At 49.6% G+C, this 14948-nt stretch carries 15 protein-coding genes and 1 tRNA gene; 10 read left to right on the top strand and 6 right to left on the bottom strand.

Annotated features, from left to right (window positions below):
• Positions 1-26 precede the first annotated feature (26 nt).
• Genes brxC through HV107_RS06425 form a run of 3 tightly spaced genes read right to left on the bottom strand, consistent with a single transcriptional unit; the run spans position 27 to position 4864 of the window.
• The gene (gene brxC / locus HV107_RS06435) at positions 27-3635 is read right to left on the bottom strand and encodes a BREX system P-loop protein BrxC (protein ID WP_182062523.1); all 3609 of its coding nucleotides are present in this window, start codon (positions 3633-3635) and stop codon (positions 27-29) included.
• Positions 3636-3647: 12 nt separating this feature from the next.
• The gene (locus tag HV107_RS06430) at positions 3648-4250 is read right to left on the bottom strand and encodes a DUF1788 domain-containing protein (protein ID WP_182062522.1); all 603 of its coding nucleotides are present in this window, start codon (positions 4248-4250) and stop codon (positions 3648-3650) included.
• Positions 4247-4864, bottom strand: coding sequence for a DUF1819 family protein (locus tag HV107_RS06425; RefSeq protein WP_182062521.1), 618 nt, complete (start codon positions 4862-4864; stop codon positions 4247-4249). The genes HV107_RS06430 and HV107_RS06425 overlap by 4 nt, the downstream gene beginning before the upstream one ends.
• A gap of 457 nt (positions 4865-5321) precedes the next feature.
• On the opposite strand from HV107_RS06425, the gene HV107_RS06420 reads away from it, so the two are divergent.
• From HV107_RS06420 to HV107_RS06400, 5 genes are all read left to right on the top strand, one after another.
• A complete protein-coding gene (locus HV107_RS06420) occupies positions 5322-6185 on the top strand; it encodes a GTPase family protein (RefSeq protein WP_182062520.1) in 864 nt (287 codons plus the stop codon).
• Between the two features lie 373 nt (positions 6186-6558).
• Positions 6559-7260 (top strand): YafY family protein, encoded by a 702-nt coding sequence (locus tag HV107_RS06415; protein ID WP_182062519.1) that lies wholly within the window; start codon positions 6559-6561, stop codon positions 7258-7260.
• A gap of 45 nt (positions 7261-7305) precedes the next feature.
• Positions 7306-7545 carry a hypothetical protein gene (locus HV107_RS06410; RefSeq protein ID WP_182062518.1) on the top strand — a complete coding sequence of 80 codons (240 nt, stop codon included), beginning with the start codon at positions 7306-7308 and terminating at the stop codon, positions 7543-7545.
• A complete protein-coding gene (locus HV107_RS06405) occupies positions 7542-7994 on the top strand; it encodes a YfjS/YafY family lipoprotein (protein ID WP_259349684.1) in 453 nt (150 codons plus the stop codon). Before HV107_RS06410 ends, HV107_RS06405 begins: the two co-directional genes overlap by 4 nt.
• Positions 7995-8035: 41 nt before the next feature.
• Positions 8036-8506 carry a hypothetical protein gene (locus HV107_RS06400; RefSeq protein ID WP_182062517.1) on the top strand — a complete coding sequence of 157 codons (471 nt, stop codon included), beginning with the start codon at positions 8036-8038 and terminating at the stop codon, positions 8504-8506.
• 212 nt (positions 8507-8718) lie between these two features.
• Here HV107_RS06400 and HV107_RS06395 read toward each other — a convergent pair whose 3' ends face one another.
• Both HV107_RS06395 and HV107_RS06390 read right to left on the bottom strand, forming a co-directional pair.
• The gene (locus HV107_RS06395; RefSeq protein ID WP_182062516.1) at positions 8719-9873 is read right to left on the bottom strand and encodes a UvrD-helicase domain-containing protein; all 1155 of its coding nucleotides are present in this window, start codon (positions 9871-9873) and stop codon (positions 8719-8721) included.
• Complete coding sequence (locus tag HV107_RS06390) at positions 9866-11524, bottom strand: ATP-dependent endonuclease (protein WP_182062515.1); 1659 nt, start codon at positions 11522-11524, stop codon at positions 9866-9868. The genes HV107_RS06395 and HV107_RS06390 overlap by 8 nt, the downstream gene beginning before the upstream one ends.
• A 422-nt stretch (positions 11525-11946) precedes the next feature.
• Here HV107_RS06390 and radC point away from each other — a divergent pair, with 422 nt between their 5' ends.
• The 4 genes from radC (at position 11947) to HV107_RS06370 (ending at position 14110) form a co-directional block, all read left to right on the top strand.
• Positions 11947-12426, top strand: a complete 480-nt coding sequence (radC, locus tag HV107_RS06385) for a RadC family protein (protein WP_182062514.1) — start codon at positions 11947-11949, stop codon at positions 12424-12426.
• A 13-nt stretch (positions 12427-12439) separates the two neighbouring features.
• Positions 12440-12775 (top strand): type IV toxin-antitoxin system YeeU family antitoxin, encoded by a 336-nt coding sequence (locus tag HV107_RS06380; RefSeq protein ID WP_182063469.1) that lies wholly within the window; start codon positions 12440-12442, stop codon positions 12773-12775.
• A 67-nt stretch (positions 12776-12842) separates the two neighbouring features.
• Entirely contained in the window at positions 12843-13163 is a 321-nt protein-coding gene (locus HV107_RS06375) for a TA system toxin CbtA family protein (RefSeq protein ID WP_182062513.1), read from the top strand.
• A gap of 113 nt (positions 13164-13276) precedes the next feature.
• On the top strand, positions 13277-14110 hold the full coding sequence (locus tag HV107_RS06370; protein WP_182062512.1) for a DUF4942 domain-containing protein: 834 nt from the start codon (positions 13277-13279) through the stop codon (positions 14108-14110).
• 102 nt (positions 14111-14212) lie between these two features.
• Here HV107_RS06370 and HV107_RS06365 read toward each other — a convergent pair.
• Positions 14213-14288: transfer RNA gene (locus HV107_RS06365), tRNA-Ile, on the bottom strand.
• Positions 14289-14413: 125 nt separating this feature from the next.
• Here HV107_RS06365 and mug point away from each other — a divergent pair.
• Positions 14414-14920: a G/U mismatch-specific DNA glycosylase gene (mug, locus tag HV107_RS06360; protein ID WP_182062511.1), complete on the top strand. Its 507-nt coding sequence runs from the start codon at positions 14414-14416 to the stop codon at positions 14918-14920.
• The last annotated feature ends 28 nt before the right edge of the window (positions 14921-14948 follow it).

Raw genomic sequence — 14948 nt, 5'->3', positions numbered from 1 at the left:
CAGCGTCTGCCCTAAAAATGGGGGAATTACTGAAGCTGTACACGTTCGCCTGCGTTAATGGCATCCATCAGCGTTTTACGCAGCTGTTCCAGCGCTTTGTCTACCTGTTCGGCGTTATCCAGCGTTGTGACACCCGCTGCTCGTTCCATCGTTTTACGCGTATTCACGTAGATGGTTTTTTTAAGCTTCGGTTTGGGTTCAGTAGGCGGTACTACGCCTCCCGGTGCAGGCTCTGGTTTTGGTTCCTTTTTACGCTGCTCTTCAACCCAGGCATTCAGGCGCTCATTCGCTTTAAGCAAAAGCGCACGTACCTCAGACTGTTCGTCCATGATTTGCGGGATTAGACCATTTTGTTCCACTTTTTTGCGCGACTGTTGCATTGGATGCAAGAGCGTATGCTGCAAATCAGCAGGAACGTGCATCTCCTGCATGCTCTGCTTCAGCTCTTCAATGTGGTTGGTCATCTGCATAAGCGCATGGTTGCGGTATTCTTCCACCAGACGCTGGTTAACAGACTCAACGGTTTCAATCAGCGGGATAATACGATGCAGTTCACCGTAAGGTCGCGGCTTTCCGTAGATAGCTTCCAGTTCCCGAAGTGTATTTTGGGCGGTATCGTCTTTTTCCAGCGCATTACGGTTAGCTTTAAAACTGCCGTTCAACGCGGCACTCAGACGTTGCCAGGTGGAATACTGGTTCTTGTAGAAGCTGACCAGATCGTCCCAGTCTTCTGCAAAATCTTCGAGGTCTTCAGTCGCCGCGATAACTTTTTCAATAACGGCATACTCTTCTTTCTCACTGAGAATCCCGTTCAGCAGCACCAGACCTTCTTCAATCTCTTTACGCCCTGGGTTTTGCCCGCTCTCGGATCTGGTTTTAAAGACCGTCAGTTCACTCTTCCAACGGCCAAACAATTCGCGAATGTGGGATACCAGCGTCTGCTCTTCACGCTCGTTGAAGGGTTCCCCGGCAATGTCGGCCATCAGCTGTGCTGCTTTGGTTAACTGCGCTTCGTCATGGCGACGAATTTTAAGCAGTCGCAAATCGCTGTAGCGACGTGAATTATTAAACGCATCCCACGCTTGTTTCAGCGCGATTTCGCTACCCTGTAGGTTGAAACTGTATTTGCCGCTACGCGCCAGGCGGGCCACCAGCAGTTTGACTTCATCTTCCGGCCAACCAAATGGTCGGCGACCAAAGGTGGTGAGGATATCCCGCAGATAAACCGGCTTATGAGTATCTATACTCATGCTTATCCAGTTATCCACTTCCCGCATCGCCTCCGGGTTAGACTCTTCCATTTCTCCCAAATCAAGCTGGGTATCATTTTCTACCGTTAGCAACGCATGGGTTTCACGGTTCACATCCCCGGTACTGAGACGCAACATTTTAAGTTTGGAGAAACTGTTTTCGATTACATAGCTGCAGGCGGCATCAACAATCGTCGATGGCGAGGAGGATTTTTTATCCTGCCGTTCCCCCAACGCCCAGACATCGGCCTGCGCCAGAAGGGCTTCAATCTGCGTTTTCAGCGTTTTTTCGCGCATGCCATTTTCACGGCCTTTTTCGGCCAATAGCGTTGCTTGCTCGGGACGTTGCCCGCTTTGCTTACTGAGGAAAGATTTGGTCTGCGCATACATGGTCAGGTCTTGCCAGGTACGAGCTTCATCGGGCAGGCAAATCAGAATGCAGTCTTTGCTGTCCGTTATCAGCAGACTGTTGGAATGCGTGCCTTTATAGCTTTCGTAGTTTGAGTCCAGCGGCGTGAGAACTTTAACCACCAGATCGTTAAGGTTCGCGCCATCCAGTGGATGCCCGTTACAGAAGCGACTGATATCAAAATCCTGCTTGTTCGCCGGATAACGGTACTTTTTGTTCTTCAGGATCTCGTCAAAAATGATGGTCGAGAGCTGTTTATTGATGGTGGTGAACTCAATGTCTATATTGCGGATTTCGTTTTCGATCTCTTTTTCTTCATTGGTGAGGAAAACGAATTTGTCATCAATACGTGAGATCAGCATTTCTGCCTGTAGGCGATTGAGGCTGGCTTCAATCTGACGACGTAGTTCCACTTTATCAGTATCAATACGATCAATGGAAAGCGTGACAAGGTTATCCAGGGTACTTTTCAACACATCGACATAACGGATAAGGAACAGCGTCTTTAACAGCTTGCCGTCAAATTCCGTCAGTGACGGAGACTGGCAGGCCTGAATGATGGTGCGGCTAACCGCTGGCTCCAGGAAGCTCTCAATCGCGGAATAGAAACGCCAGAACGGGACCAGGCTGTCCAGCCCATCGGCAGAGATTTGAACAGCGGCTGACTGGAAGGCATCCAGCAGAGAGCGTTCCCCCATTGCCAACTGCTTACCTGCGGCCCCTTTGGTACGGATCGATTCAAAGACCTTTTGTAGGATCTGGTAGTGCCATGGCACAAATGGATAGTTATCAACGAATTCTTTGCTGTTGGTGTAAGCGCGTAGCGTGGCTGTGGTTGTTGTGTCGAACGCCAGTTGGTTACGTAGAATGTCGCCTTTTTCTTGCCAGACGGCTTCCAGCGCCGGTTTTGCCGCGTCGGTTTTCACCAATAGTCGTTTCTGGATAACTTCTGAAGTATTGGAGCTGGAGAGCTGCAAGCGAGTGGAGAAGCGTCCCTGAATTTTGGAGAAGTCCTGACCATCGCGGCTACTCATACCGCCAATCGCGGCATTGATGTCAGCCTGAGACGTCACAATCACCCATGCGCGACCACCGCAGATAACGCCCAGGTTTTCAGTGATAGTTTGCAGTTTCAGCATCATCTGAGCATCTTTGCCAATGAACTGACCAACCTCATCGACCATAAACAGAATGTTACGGTTGCCCTGGATGTCGAGCCACTCTTTGACCCACGTACAGAAGTTCTTAATATCCAGCGGGAAGTTCTTATCCAGTTGTTCGATCCACTGGCGAGAGGACTCCTCACTCTGCTTGGTAGCGATGCTTAATGCCTTCGCCATCTGATCGTTGATCATCAGATAGACATCACGTTCATCTTCCCAGTGAGAGCCTGTAATGTCGGCAAAGGCGGCTTTAAACGTATCAAACTGACCGCGTTTATCGAGCTCGCGCTCCAGGTGTGCAATGTGTGGGAAGTCCCCGCAATAACCAGCAAGCTCGTTAAACACTTTCAGGAAAACTTTGAGGATCGCATCAACGCCGTCTTCAACGTTTGCGCGAGAATCAATATTGAACAGCACCACATCGGTCGGATGTTGAACCGCTTTGCGAATATCGGCCAATAGCAGTGCATCATCAATTTTCTCTTCAAAGAAGGAGAGCGCATTACGCGTGACGCCATTGTGGCTAACTTCGCGGTTCGCCAGCAGATAGGAAAGGATCTTAATGAAGTGTGATTTACCGGACCCAAAGAAGCCGGAAACCCAAACCCCCATCTTATCGGCAAGTTGCAACCGACCGGGGCCTGTGGCGGGGGCATACACCTCGAAAAACTGGCGCAGGTGACCATCCAGCTCTCGGGTAATGACATACTCATCCAGTTCAACCCAGGCACTTTCGTCATCGGTCTGCTCGGCTTTAACCACGCCGTTAATATTACGTTTTAGCGGTTTTTCGAAAATCTGTTCAATATTCATTACTGTCGTCTTTTAACGAGGGGTCAAAGTCGCCGCAGGACCGGTTTCGGGTACCAGTCTGAAGGCTCGGTAATAGTTACGGGAGTTAATGCCAGCTAGAGGAGACAGGTCATATCCACTGTAATTGCCTGGATAGAACATCAGAAGTGGCGTAAAACCCATGACATCCTGTAAAGCACTCATGAGCTCATGCCCGCGCACCAACGGCCAGGCGTTGCCGAGCCCAGTCAGAATGACAAATTGCTGGGCGGGAAGATCTACCGTACGGGCAATATATTCAGCGATTTTTTTCTGACTGAGTGGTGCAGCCAGATGCTTTTTCAGTGTTTCCAGCCCAAGTTCAGGTTCACGCTGGCAGATACGCTCGAATAGCTTACGTTCTTCCAGCATGTCGATGATGACCTGAAAAATATTCAACTTGGTGAATGTGTATTTTTTTTCTAGTTTCTTAAAAAGAAACGCCAGGTACTCACGTACCTGTAGCTCCTGCTGTGCCGGATAATCAAAAATCCAGAAGCCAATCTCATTGCCGGAGCCCTGGTTTTTTAAAAAACGGTCATCGCCGATACGCTCTTCTAACTGCTTTAAACGGTAATCAAGGATTGGGTCATTCATGCATTGCCCTCCAGGATTGGCAGAAGTTCGGCTTTGTTTAAACGATGCAACGCCGCAGCGACATCAGGTAACAGGAAAATAGTTTGAAGATTCCGACGGCGTGGAGTGTCTAGATATCCGGCTTCTGCCAGGGCCTTAATTAGGTTGTTGCCCATTTTTTGAATAGAGGAATCAGAGAAAGCCCCCAGTTCGGGGTGCAAACGAAGATTCTCATCCACGAATTCATTCCAGCAATTTACGCCAAGTTTTTCTTTAAACTGCTGGCGTGCCGGGTTCACGACATCAGCCATAAAATCCGCGACAATCGGCGACTGAATCATCAGGGCCACTAGCAGCATTTGCAGGCGTTCACTTTCACTACCATCAACTATCAGCTGCCAGCACTCGTGATCTAGCGTCATTAGTCGAAGTTTTACTGTTCTGGCATAGCGATTCGCGGTGCTGGTGGAGGATGCCTGAAGGATATTTTCATCGATTATTTGCTGCTGCCAGGTCGTTTCATCTGGTTCGGAAAGCAGCAATTCAGCAATTGTCCGGCTCTCTCTAACCATCAGCGAGCCGCCCAGCAGATCGCCAATCCAGCGTTTATCATTTTTAATCATGGTATTTGTCATCAAAATCCGGAATGCTGCTCGCAAAAATCAAGTAATGATTGTAATCGGCATGCAGGGTAGATGCTATGACTATGGTCACCCCATTTATGGGATTTATTCATGCTGGTTATTGGCTGATCGCGACCATAGATTCGAGTCGTGGTTAGACTGCCTTACTCCAGTTATCGGCTCTTGCAGGGCAATGTCACAGCGAATTATTAACGATCATTCCCGGGTATTGAAAATGCGTCTTCAAGTTAATCGTGTGTAGGTCTTATCTCTGTCGATTTAATGGCACAGTCAGTTTGAATACAGAAAGCCAGGAAAAACCGGAGCGAACACATTGAGGTATCCCATAATGGGATATGCCCTTCATTCAAATAATTTTTCGATATATATCATTCTCCTGAACACACCAACATAACGGCGAATCTATCAAGGATTCGCCGTTTTTGTTTTCTTAGTCTCGGGAGATGTCATGAAAAATAAGGAAGGCCAGCAGTCCCTGCAGGACTCGCTTACGGGTTTGCCGGAATGGGCCTCAGAGCGGATCATGCAGCAAATACGTCAGCTCACTAACTACGAACCAGCGATCGGTATCATGGGAAAAACCGGGGCGGGGAAATCGTCACTTTGTAATGCGTTGTTTGCAAGTGAAGTATCGCCGGTCAGCGATGTGATGGCCTGTACTCGTGAACCCCTGCGCTTTCGCCTTCAGGTGGGCGAACGATTTATGACATTGGTGGATCTGCCCGGTGTAGGCGAAAGTGATGCACGTGATAACGAGTATGCTGCGCTGTATCGAGACCAGCTTCCCCGGCTTGACTTGGTGCTGTGGCTGATTAAGGCCGATGATCGGGCTCTGGTAACGGATGAGCATTTTTACCAGCAGGTGATTGGTGAAGCATACCGGCATAAGGTGCTGTTCGTAATCAGTCAGTCGGACAAGGCCGAGCCTGGCAGCGGTGGAGATAAATTGTCCACAGAGCAGAAACAAAATATCAGCCATAAAATCTGCCTGCTGCACGAACTGTTCCAGCCCGTGCATCCGGTGTGCGCCATATCGGTCCGTCTGCAGTGGGGAGTACGGGTGATGGCCGAACGGATGATCCGCTGCCTGCCACGTGAAGCCAGCAGCTCGGTTGTTGCACAACTTCAGCATTCCTTTCGTACCGATGCAGTGAATAAAAAAGCTCGTGACGATTTTGGTGAAACGGTTGGCTCGGTGCTGGACACCGTAAGTTCCATGCCGCTGATACCAGCTCCAATCCGGGCAATCATTCAGGCTGCACGCGACACTGTAGTATCTGTTGCCCGTGCAGTCTGGAGTTTCTTCTTCTGAATTTTCTTCAACCCTTTGCTATTCCATGAGCCCTGTCGCCTGTTCGACGGGGATTTTCTTTAATTAATTTCCGTAAGGAGCCCGCTTATGACCCGTCTGGCTTCGCGCTTTGGCGCAGCTAATGTTATCCGTCGTGATCGTCCGTTACCCTTTTACTTCTATAGAAATGTTGATATCCGGTTAAAACCGGTCATGTCCTTTCCGCATTCATCACGATTTAATGTTCGCTAAACAATCATTCCCGCTGTAACCCGCATCACGACAGGGTTTGTCGCTGACGAAAAAATAGTTCCTGCAGTGTCCATACCCTGTCCACCCCCTTCTTTAAAGTAACCATACCTTTTCAGTCACTTAATCATCATGGAGGTCTTTCATGACTCAGGCAGTTCGTCGTCATGACCGGCTGGCCGTCAGACTGTCTCTCATTATCAGCCGCCTGGTGGCAGGCGAAACGCTGAGCGTACGCAAGCTGGCCGCTGAGTTTGGCGTGTCCGTACGTACACTGCGCCGTGATTTTCGTGAGCGCCTGATGTATCTCGACCTCGAATATCACCATGGCTCCTGTCGCCTGCGTGCAGCAGGCAACACCGCGCTGCGCGAGCTGGACGTGCTGACGTTTGCCCACCGGGCGGGAATTGCCGGGATGTTTCCGGGTCTCGACAGACGACTGGTTACCACTCTGCTGGAGTGTGATGAGGCTCCCTGCCTGACCTGGCCCTCGCCGGAAGTTACCACCCCGGCAGGCTCACTGTCTTTTTACCGGCTGATAAAAGCCATCACTGACCGCCAGCGGGTCACGCTGATTGCCGAGGGGCAACGCTGTGAACGTGCAGAGCCCTGCAGACTGATTGCGTATCAGGATGTCTGGTATCTGGTCGCCGGATACAACGGCCATATCGCGGTATTTACACTGGATGAAATACATGTAGTGCAACCCACAACAGAAGCATTCAGACGCAGCGAAAACCTATGTCGGCTGGTGGAGAACCCGGTATTTATCCAGGCATTGCCCCATTTCCGTTTTATACAACAGTCGCTGCTTTCCTTCAGTTCTGTGCCGGAAGGGCAGGATTAAGGTGAAGCGGCAGGTCCGTTACTGTCACTCAGGAAGGTCAAAAGTATGCCTGTCATTGCCATAATCGCCATCGTCATTGTTGTCATCATTCTGAACAAGACCGGCGTATCCGAGAGCCTTATTGCATTAATCGTTGCCACCCTAGCCGGACTGCTGACCGTTGGCGGAGCTGCTGGTGCTGCCAGCGTCGCCCTGACGCCGTTCGTTGGAATTCCTGTCGGGGTACTGGTGGGTGTTTACGTATTTATCAAAGTGGTTCGCTTAATCTCAGGAAAGAGAAAATGATGAAAAAAATAAAGTGTATTCCCGTCCTACTCATGGCTTCGTCAACCATGCTGCTGGCGGCCTGTAATGGTAGCAACGATGAAGAATTAAATGCGGTGCGTAAATTTAAGGACCTGACTCCACCCGGCTTCAGCGATGTGGTTTCTGACAAGGATGATATTGCGGATGAATGGTCACAGCTGGAGGGTACCGGCAGGCCGTTGTATAAGGTGATAAAAACCAGAAAGTCACCGAAGGGCTGTGAAGGGGGCAGTTATTACTACCTGGCCGATATGCAGCAGAAAACCATCCAGCCCCTGATGAATGCTCTCTGCCTTGCTGACAACATCACCCTCAAGTACCGGGAAGAAACCGACCGCTATACCCGTGAGAAATATTTCGTCTATTCCCATGATGGCAAGGACATGGGCAGACTTCTGCTGCCTGCAAATCAGGACAACGACGACTGAGTCAGCCAAACAAAACACGTTTACTTTCATTAAGGAAGAATATGAAACTCAATCAATATATTCGCATTCTGCTGGTGGCGGGCTCCGCACTGACGGCATTCAGCGCACAGGCCATCCCGAACTTGTGGGGGCAGGGATACGGGCAGGGAAATGCGGAATACACCATTACCAGCGAAAAGGGGCTGGAATTTACGCTCAACTGCACCGGTAATCCCGATAACAATGGTATCTATCAGCACTCGGTTATCGTCACGCTACCTGACGACAGTATGGTCAGTTCACACGATGAAGGAAAAGATGTCACGGTGGTGATGAACCACCAGCAATATGCTATCCCTTCATTCCTGGGCTGGCGCAACGGTGACAATGCTTGGTATGAATTCATCAAAGATATTCGTCAGGCAGGGCAGTTTGAGGTCTACATCAATAATCGTAAAGTGGGGACGTTCAGCCCTGATGTGCAGAATGCACAAAAGGTCCTGCCAACATTAGCGGACTGCACTAACGACTGACGGCTGCGCTTTCCCTACCATAACAACCCTGATTGCCTCCGGCGGTCGGGGGTTTTCTTTTTTTGTCGCTGATTCACCACCGATAGCCCTGGCACTTCCGAACGATGAGCGCAGTGGTCAGTTTCATTCTTCAGGTAAATGTATCCGCTTCTGGCTGTAAGGTCTGCTGGGAGTGACAAGCGGAAGTTAAATGGTTAGACGTTAGCATCGACTTACACAGGTCTAATCCAATGCGGCAGCTTTATATTTGTAAAATGCTCTTCCTCAACGACAAACGCCAGGCTGTAACGAGCTCGGGTAATGGCCACGTACAGCTTGTTTCTAGACTCCTCCGTTTTATCTTTGTCGAACACCCTGAGGTCGCCGCCTAGATACTTGAGATGTTTCTCTGGTGAAATAATCAGGACACGATCGAAACCGAGACCTTTGCTGGAACCGAAGGTGTGACAGCCCAGATCAGGCGGCAAATAGGCTCTACCCATGGACGATGACCATCGCAAAACCTGAGGTTTGAACGTTGTGAGATAATCGCTCACCTGCGAAGACTTGATGACGAAGGCACCGTAGTGATGGGCCACCTCATCAGGAACATTTTCCACCTCTGACAGTGTCTTTTCATAGAGACCGGGATGAATCGTATCGGACAGATCACAGATTTTTTGAATACATCTACGGTTTCTCGGCAGCGAGCGCTGCTCAAAATTTATCTTCTGAAAATATTGGATCTTTTGCGCAGGAGTATGCGGTGCCTTTTGACCGAACGTAGTCGTGTAAATAGTTTGACGGAAATCGCCGACACAGCAAATTGAGTCAGACATTATCTTACTTAGCGCTTTGATAACATCGTAATCCCAACCAACTAAATCCTGAACCTCATCGAAAAAGACCCGATGATAGATATCTTTCAACCTCTTGGCTGGTGCATTCTTTGTCGCGCTAGCGATCCTAGTAGCCAGCTTAGCTAGTAGGCCGGTGTATGCTTTTGTCTTGCAGGAGGTCAGATAATGGAGTGGGTTTAACGTACCGCCAATTTTCTCTCCCCTATTGGGATACCAATTCTTCGTACCCGGCATCAGGTGAGGGTTATGCTCGGTGAACACTGTGGTGGTAATGCGCTCAGGGAACACAACATTTTGGTAGGGTCTCACTAAGTCTTCCAGATAAAAGGAAAACAAGCCTTTGACGACAAAATCATCACTGCTTTTGCCATATAGCTCCACGAAACGAGAACGGATCTCGGCTTGGTTGTTCGTCGTGTAGGTGACTACCAATACACGGCCACCTGCCTCTATCACCTTAATGGCGTCCTGGATGATTTTATAGGTTTTGCCTGATCCTGCACCGGCGATCCAGAATTCATTAGCCAAAGTTGAACACCTCATCGAGGAAGGCCGGGTACTTGAAATCTATATTCCCATCAAACAGCTTGATAGCCGAATCGACCTTGCGAGCGCCCTTACCGTTTCCCTTAACGCTTCGGAACCACTCGATAAGAAATTCGCGCCGTTTGTTCAAGTCGGCAACCTTCTTGTAGAGGTTGTAGGTCTGCTTGGATAACACCTCCTCAGCGAAAGCATTCAGCGTTTTTAGGTCGATTGCATTGGCATAAATCATCGCGGGCTCAAGCGAAAACTCTTCATCATTCTCAGAGGAGATGAGCTTGATATTGGGATAGGCCGCATAGGCCTCACGGGCCTTCACGACGTTCTCATCATAGGCTCCATCGTTATCCCGGAGCACGTTGATACTGGTACCAATCTCCATGCCCACTGAGATGAAAGTATCGAACCCGACTCCGCGCACCACAATGATATCGATTCCATCTTGCTCCGGCAGTCGACCATGTTTGCGAAGGTAGATCTTCTTGAGTACCAGCTCGTCCGACGGTCCCTCTACCAAGATCACATTGCGCGACAATGCCACACGCAAGGTATCATAGCCCGGCAATCGCTTAAGGGTTTTGACGACTGCAGGATCAAGCTTATGAAGGCGCTTATATCCCGTCTGGACAAGGCAGATTTTATCAATGCTCAGCTTATTGAGCACATACGAGCTGTGAGTTGTAAGGAAGAGCTGTTTGGTGCCCCGCTGCCTCTCGATGTAGTGCACCAGCTTATTAAGGTTAGTGTGCGAAAGGTGGTTTTCGGGCTCCTCCATCATCACCAAATCGATATCCTTCGATTTGTTCTGAATTGCGAGTTTGATCTGCACATTACTCTGTTCACCCTTGCCGATGAACTGGAAAGGTACGTCATCCACCTCAAGTTGAAGACTGGTTTGAATAGATCCGGCAGGTAAGGTACTCGCGGCAATGGAGAGTTTTTTGTCCGTGATCAAGTGGTCTGTATCTAGGCCAGTGTTGACCATCTTGACCTCACCCGAGTTGTTGAACACCTGCTGATTCTCGCGATAATTGAGAGTCAGCTTAACCAGTTCCTCTTTGTTCAACGCAGTGTTCAGGATGGTCGAGATGTACTGATTTTTACCCAAAGTCGGGTGGATGCGGGTCGGATCGATGTACAACGCCCTGAATTTCTTGGCTACAGCCTTAATGGGGTTCCATCCGAAATCCAACCACTCCAGCTTGTAGAACTCGATCGGAATACTCGTAATGTTAGGGTTTGTCTTCAGGTAGTCGACATACACGTCCTCAAGCGTAGCATCGAAGCGCACTTGCACCGAGATCCCCTGCGCATCGGCTTTCAGGAAGTTATTCACCCCTCGATATTCTGGCACTCCATCGATGAATGCCTCAATCGTCAAGCTAGGCAGATGCTTGGCTGACTTGTCAGAAGCCAAGAATTGCTGGACTGCATCCTTGTTAAAAATGTCTGGTGTTAACTCGGTGTTGAAGGGACGGCCACGATAGTTGTAATTAAGAACCATCTCCAAGGCTTCCAGAATCGTACTTTTACCGGCGTTGTTATCACCTACAAAGATATTTACGTCATCGTTGAACTCAAGATGTTCATCTTTGAATTTCTTGAAATTGGTAAGCTTAATCGATTTAACGCGCACTCTAAGTCCCTCAAGATACTGTCAAATAATAGCTAAATGATTCCTTAAAGACATTACCTCGCCGCTCCACCTGTGTCCACATGCAGGCTCGATGTCACCTTAATTCCTGCAGGCACTCAGCAGACGATCATATCCGAGAAGTATCTGATCGAAAAAATTTCATAATAGGTCTCGGGAAAAATCCATTTTTCTAAACTTTTTCAGATAGATATTATCCCCTTGCATCCTCCCGCATCCTCATTGGATTGCGGGATTTTTTATTTTTAACACTGTGATTGGGTATGAACCACTGGGTCATTATTGACTCTGTTTCCTCATGCATTTTGCACTCATATTGCCATCTGCCTGCTCGAATACAGACATTACGTCTGCCGTACCGAATCCAGTGCCATCCTTACTACCTTTGATTAAGGAGTTCTGCCATGGAAAAACAACTCACTCTGTTTACACCGGAACTGCCATTGACCTCACTGCGCACCATCAAACGTGCCCTCAATCTGCTTGACCAGCATCTGCGCGAACCAGGTGTTGCATTCACCTCCACACAGGCTGCCCGCGACTGGCTTAGGCTGAAGATGGGCACCCTTGAGCGGGAGGAGTTTGTCGTGCTGTATCTCAACAACCAGAACCAGCTGCTTGCCCACGAAACGCTGTTCACCGGCACACTCAGTCACACCGAAGTCCATCCCCGTGAGGTGGTAAAACGTGCGCTGTACTTTAATGCGGCGGCAGTGATATTTGCCCACAATCACCCGTCCGGGGAGGTTGTCCCGAGCCAGGCAGACAAGGCTGTCACTCAGCGACTGGTACAGGCGCTGATGCTGGTGGAAATTCGCGTGCCCGACCACCTGATTGTCGGTAGCAGGCAGATATTCTCCTTCGCCGAACATGGCCTTCTTTAACAGGAATAAAATGATGAATAAAGACACTATCCAGACCTGGGGTCTTAAAAGAGATATCACACTGTGCTTTGGAGCCCGGCTGGTGCAGGAAGGTCATCGTCTTCATTTTCTGGCAGAGCGGGCAGGATTCACTGGCACATTCAGCGAGATGCAGGCCCGAGATCTGGATCAATCCTTTCCGCATTTTGTAGCGCATCTGGAATTGATGCTGCTCTCCGGTGAGCTGAATCCCCGGTGCGCGCACTGCGTCACGCTGTACCGTAACGGGCTAACCTGTGAAGCCGATACGTTGGGCAGTCATGGGTATGTGTATATCGCAATTTATCCCTCAAATCAGGTTAAGGACTGATCTTCAGCATCATCTCAGCTTTGTAAACCTTCAAATCTTCCGTTCCTTTTCTTAAGAGACTCAACACATGCACATTTCATCTGTACCGGCCACGGTGCCGGTTTCGTCACGCCTGTCGCCCGTACAGGTGTGGCAGCAATTGTTAACGTATCTGCTGGAGCACCATTACGGCCTGACGCTTAACGACACGCCATTCCATGATGACGCTGCCATCCAGGAGCATATCGAAGCGGGAATAACATTGGCTGATGCGGTGAATTTCTTAGTGGAACGTTATGAGTTGGTGCGTACTGACCGCAAAGGATTCACCTGGCAGGAGCAGACGCCATTCCTGACCGCTACCGATATTCTCCGAGCCAGACGAGCTACCGGATTAATAAATACTTAAATTCTTCGAGCCTCATTCCTGATTTTTATCTCTGCGCTTTCCACCCTTTTTATTCATCGCATAATGCGCCTGCCACTTTCGGCAGGCGTGTTTGCTTTTACGGACGATTAACGATGCAAACAGAACCCGACGTGTTAACAGATCACAACGAACTTATCCTTTCAACCAATATTGAACGTGTGGTCACTGGCCGTGATACCGCACTGAAACAGATAGAACAACTCATTCAGCAGCTTGATGCCATTTCACGGTTAACCTCAGAAATTGGCGGGGGTACAGCGCAAGACTGGGCGATGAAAGCCGGGCACCGTTACGATAGCTGGCTGACTGAGAAGGTTGATAAAGCGATGCCTGCCATCACCCGCAATATTGACCGCAGTATCTGGCGCGATTTGATGCTGAAGTCCGGCATGATGGCCTTGATGGATGCGCAGGCTCGCGACCAGTGGCACAAGAACCTGGAGGAGGGCGATCTTCCTGCTATCTGTGAGGTGAATATCCTCAGTACTTTTGAGCAGCTACATCTGAACAAAATGGATGTATTTGAGCGTGGCATTATCAATGTCTTCAAAGGGCTGTCGTGGGATTACAAAACCAATAGTCCCTGCAGCTTCGGTAAGAAGATCATCATCAATAATCTGGTAAGTCATAATCGCTGGGGATTTAGTCTGAACTGGGGCTGGCGGCGGGATCAACTAGCGGACATGGAGAGAATGCTGTTTCTGCTCGATGGTAAACCGATACCCGACAACCGTGGTGATGTCACTACACGGTTGATGGAGCATATTCGGGACAACCCTTCAAAGGATGTTTACGAAGATGATTTTTTCAGTATCCGTTACTTCCAAAAGGGAACCGCACACATCACTTTTAAACGGTGCGATCTGACAGAAAAGATGAATGATATCGTGGCGAAGCACTATCCGGGGATGCTGGCAGCGGGATGAAGAGGGCAGGGAGGCAATTCCTTACCTGACCCATTACCTGACCCGATTCGTATAAAACGAAAAAGGAGTCAGACGATTTCTCATCTAACTCCTTGTTTTATTTGGTGGCCCCTGCTGGACTTGAACCAGCGACCAAGCGATTATGAGTCGCCTGCTCTAACCACTGAGCTAAGGGGCCGTGGCGGTGAATTATAAAGTAACTCCCCGCAGCAATCCAGCCATTCGCACCTGCCTGCTGTTTTTATAAACAACGCATAATCAATCCTTTATACTTCCACGATGATGTATCGATCGGGAGTAAATATGATCAACGATATTCTTGCCCCTGGCCTGCGGGTGGTGTTCTGCGGTATTAACCCCGGTAAGTCCTCGGCGCACACCGGTTTTCACTTTGCCCACCCGGGCAATCGCTTCTGGAAGGTTATTCATCAGGCGGGGTTTACCGACAGGTTGCTGAAGCCTGAAGAGGAACAGCATCTGCTGGATACGCGTTGCGGGATAACCATGCTGGTCGAGCGGCCAACGGTACAGGCAACCGAAGTGAATCTGCACGAACTGCGCAGTGGCGGGCGTGAACTGATTAAAAAGATTGAAGACTACCAGCCAGCGGCGCTGGCGATCCTCGGTAAGCAGGCTTATGAGCAGGCATTTAGCCAGCGCGGAACACAGTGGGGTAAACAACGCATCACTATCGGCGTTACGCAGATGTGGGTGTTGCCAAACCCGAGTGGGTTGAACAGGGCGACGCTGGATAAGTTGGTTGAGGCGTATCGCGAACTTGATGAAGCGTTGGTTGTGCGCGGACTGTAACTGCCGGAGCCTCAGGCTCCGGCGTCAC

This window comes from Enterobacter sp. RHBSTW-00175 (assembly GCF_013927005.1).
GTDB lineage: Bacteria > Pseudomonadota > Gammaproteobacteria > Enterobacterales > Enterobacteriaceae > Enterobacter.
Note: the sequence above shows the minus strand (reverse complement) of the source record. Positions and strands in the feature narration are given on the sequence as shown.

Excerpts from the sequence above, each read along its gene's own strand:
- HV107_RS06420 (WP_182062520.1), top strand. The coding sequence starts at position 5,322 with ATGAAAAATAAGGAAGGCCAGCAGTCCCTGCAGGACTCGCTTACGGGT.
- HV107_RS06410 (WP_182062518.1), top strand. The coding sequence starts at position 7,306 with ATGCCTGTCATTGCCATAATCGCCATCGTCATTGTTGTCATCATTCTG.
- HV107_RS06430 (WP_182062522.1), bottom strand. The coding sequence starts at position 4,250 with ATGAATGACCCAATCCTTGATTACCGTTTAAAGCAGTTAGAAGAGCGT.
- radC (WP_182062514.1), top strand. The coding sequence starts at position 11,947 with ATGGAAAAACAACTCACTCTGTTTACACCGGAACTGCCATTGACCTCA.
- HV107_RS06400 (WP_182062517.1), top strand. The coding sequence starts at position 8,036 with ATGAAACTCAATCAATATATTCGCATTCTGCTGGTGGCGGGCTCCGCA.
- HV107_RS06425 (WP_182062521.1), bottom strand. The coding sequence starts at position 4,864 with ATGACAAATACCATGATTAAAAATGATAAACGCTGGATTGGCGATCTG.
- HV107_RS06380 (WP_182063469.1), top strand. The coding sequence starts at position 12,440 with ATGAATAAAGACACTATCCAGACCTGGGGTCTTAAAAGAGATATCACA.
- HV107_RS06370 (WP_182062512.1), top strand. The coding sequence starts at position 13,277 with ATGCAAACAGAACCCGACGTGTTAACAGATCACAACGAACTTATCCTT.
- HV107_RS06375 (WP_182062513.1), top strand. The coding sequence starts at position 12,843 with ATGCACATTTCATCTGTACCGGCCACGGTGCCGGTTTCGTCACGCCTG.
- mug (WP_182062511.1), top strand. The coding sequence starts at position 14,414 with ATGATCAACGATATTCTTGCCCCTGGCCTGCGGGTGGTGTTCTGCGGT.
- brxC (WP_182062523.1), bottom strand. The coding sequence starts at position 3,635 with ATGAATATTGAACAGATTTTCGAAAAACCGCTAAAACGTAATATTAAC.
- HV107_RS06405 (WP_259349684.1), top strand. The coding sequence starts at position 7,542 with ATGATGAAAAAAATAAAGTGTATTCCCGTCCTACTCATGGCTTCGTCA.
- HV107_RS06415 (WP_182062519.1), top strand. The coding sequence starts at position 6,559 with ATGACTCAGGCAGTTCGTCGTCATGACCGGCTGGCCGTCAGACTGTCT.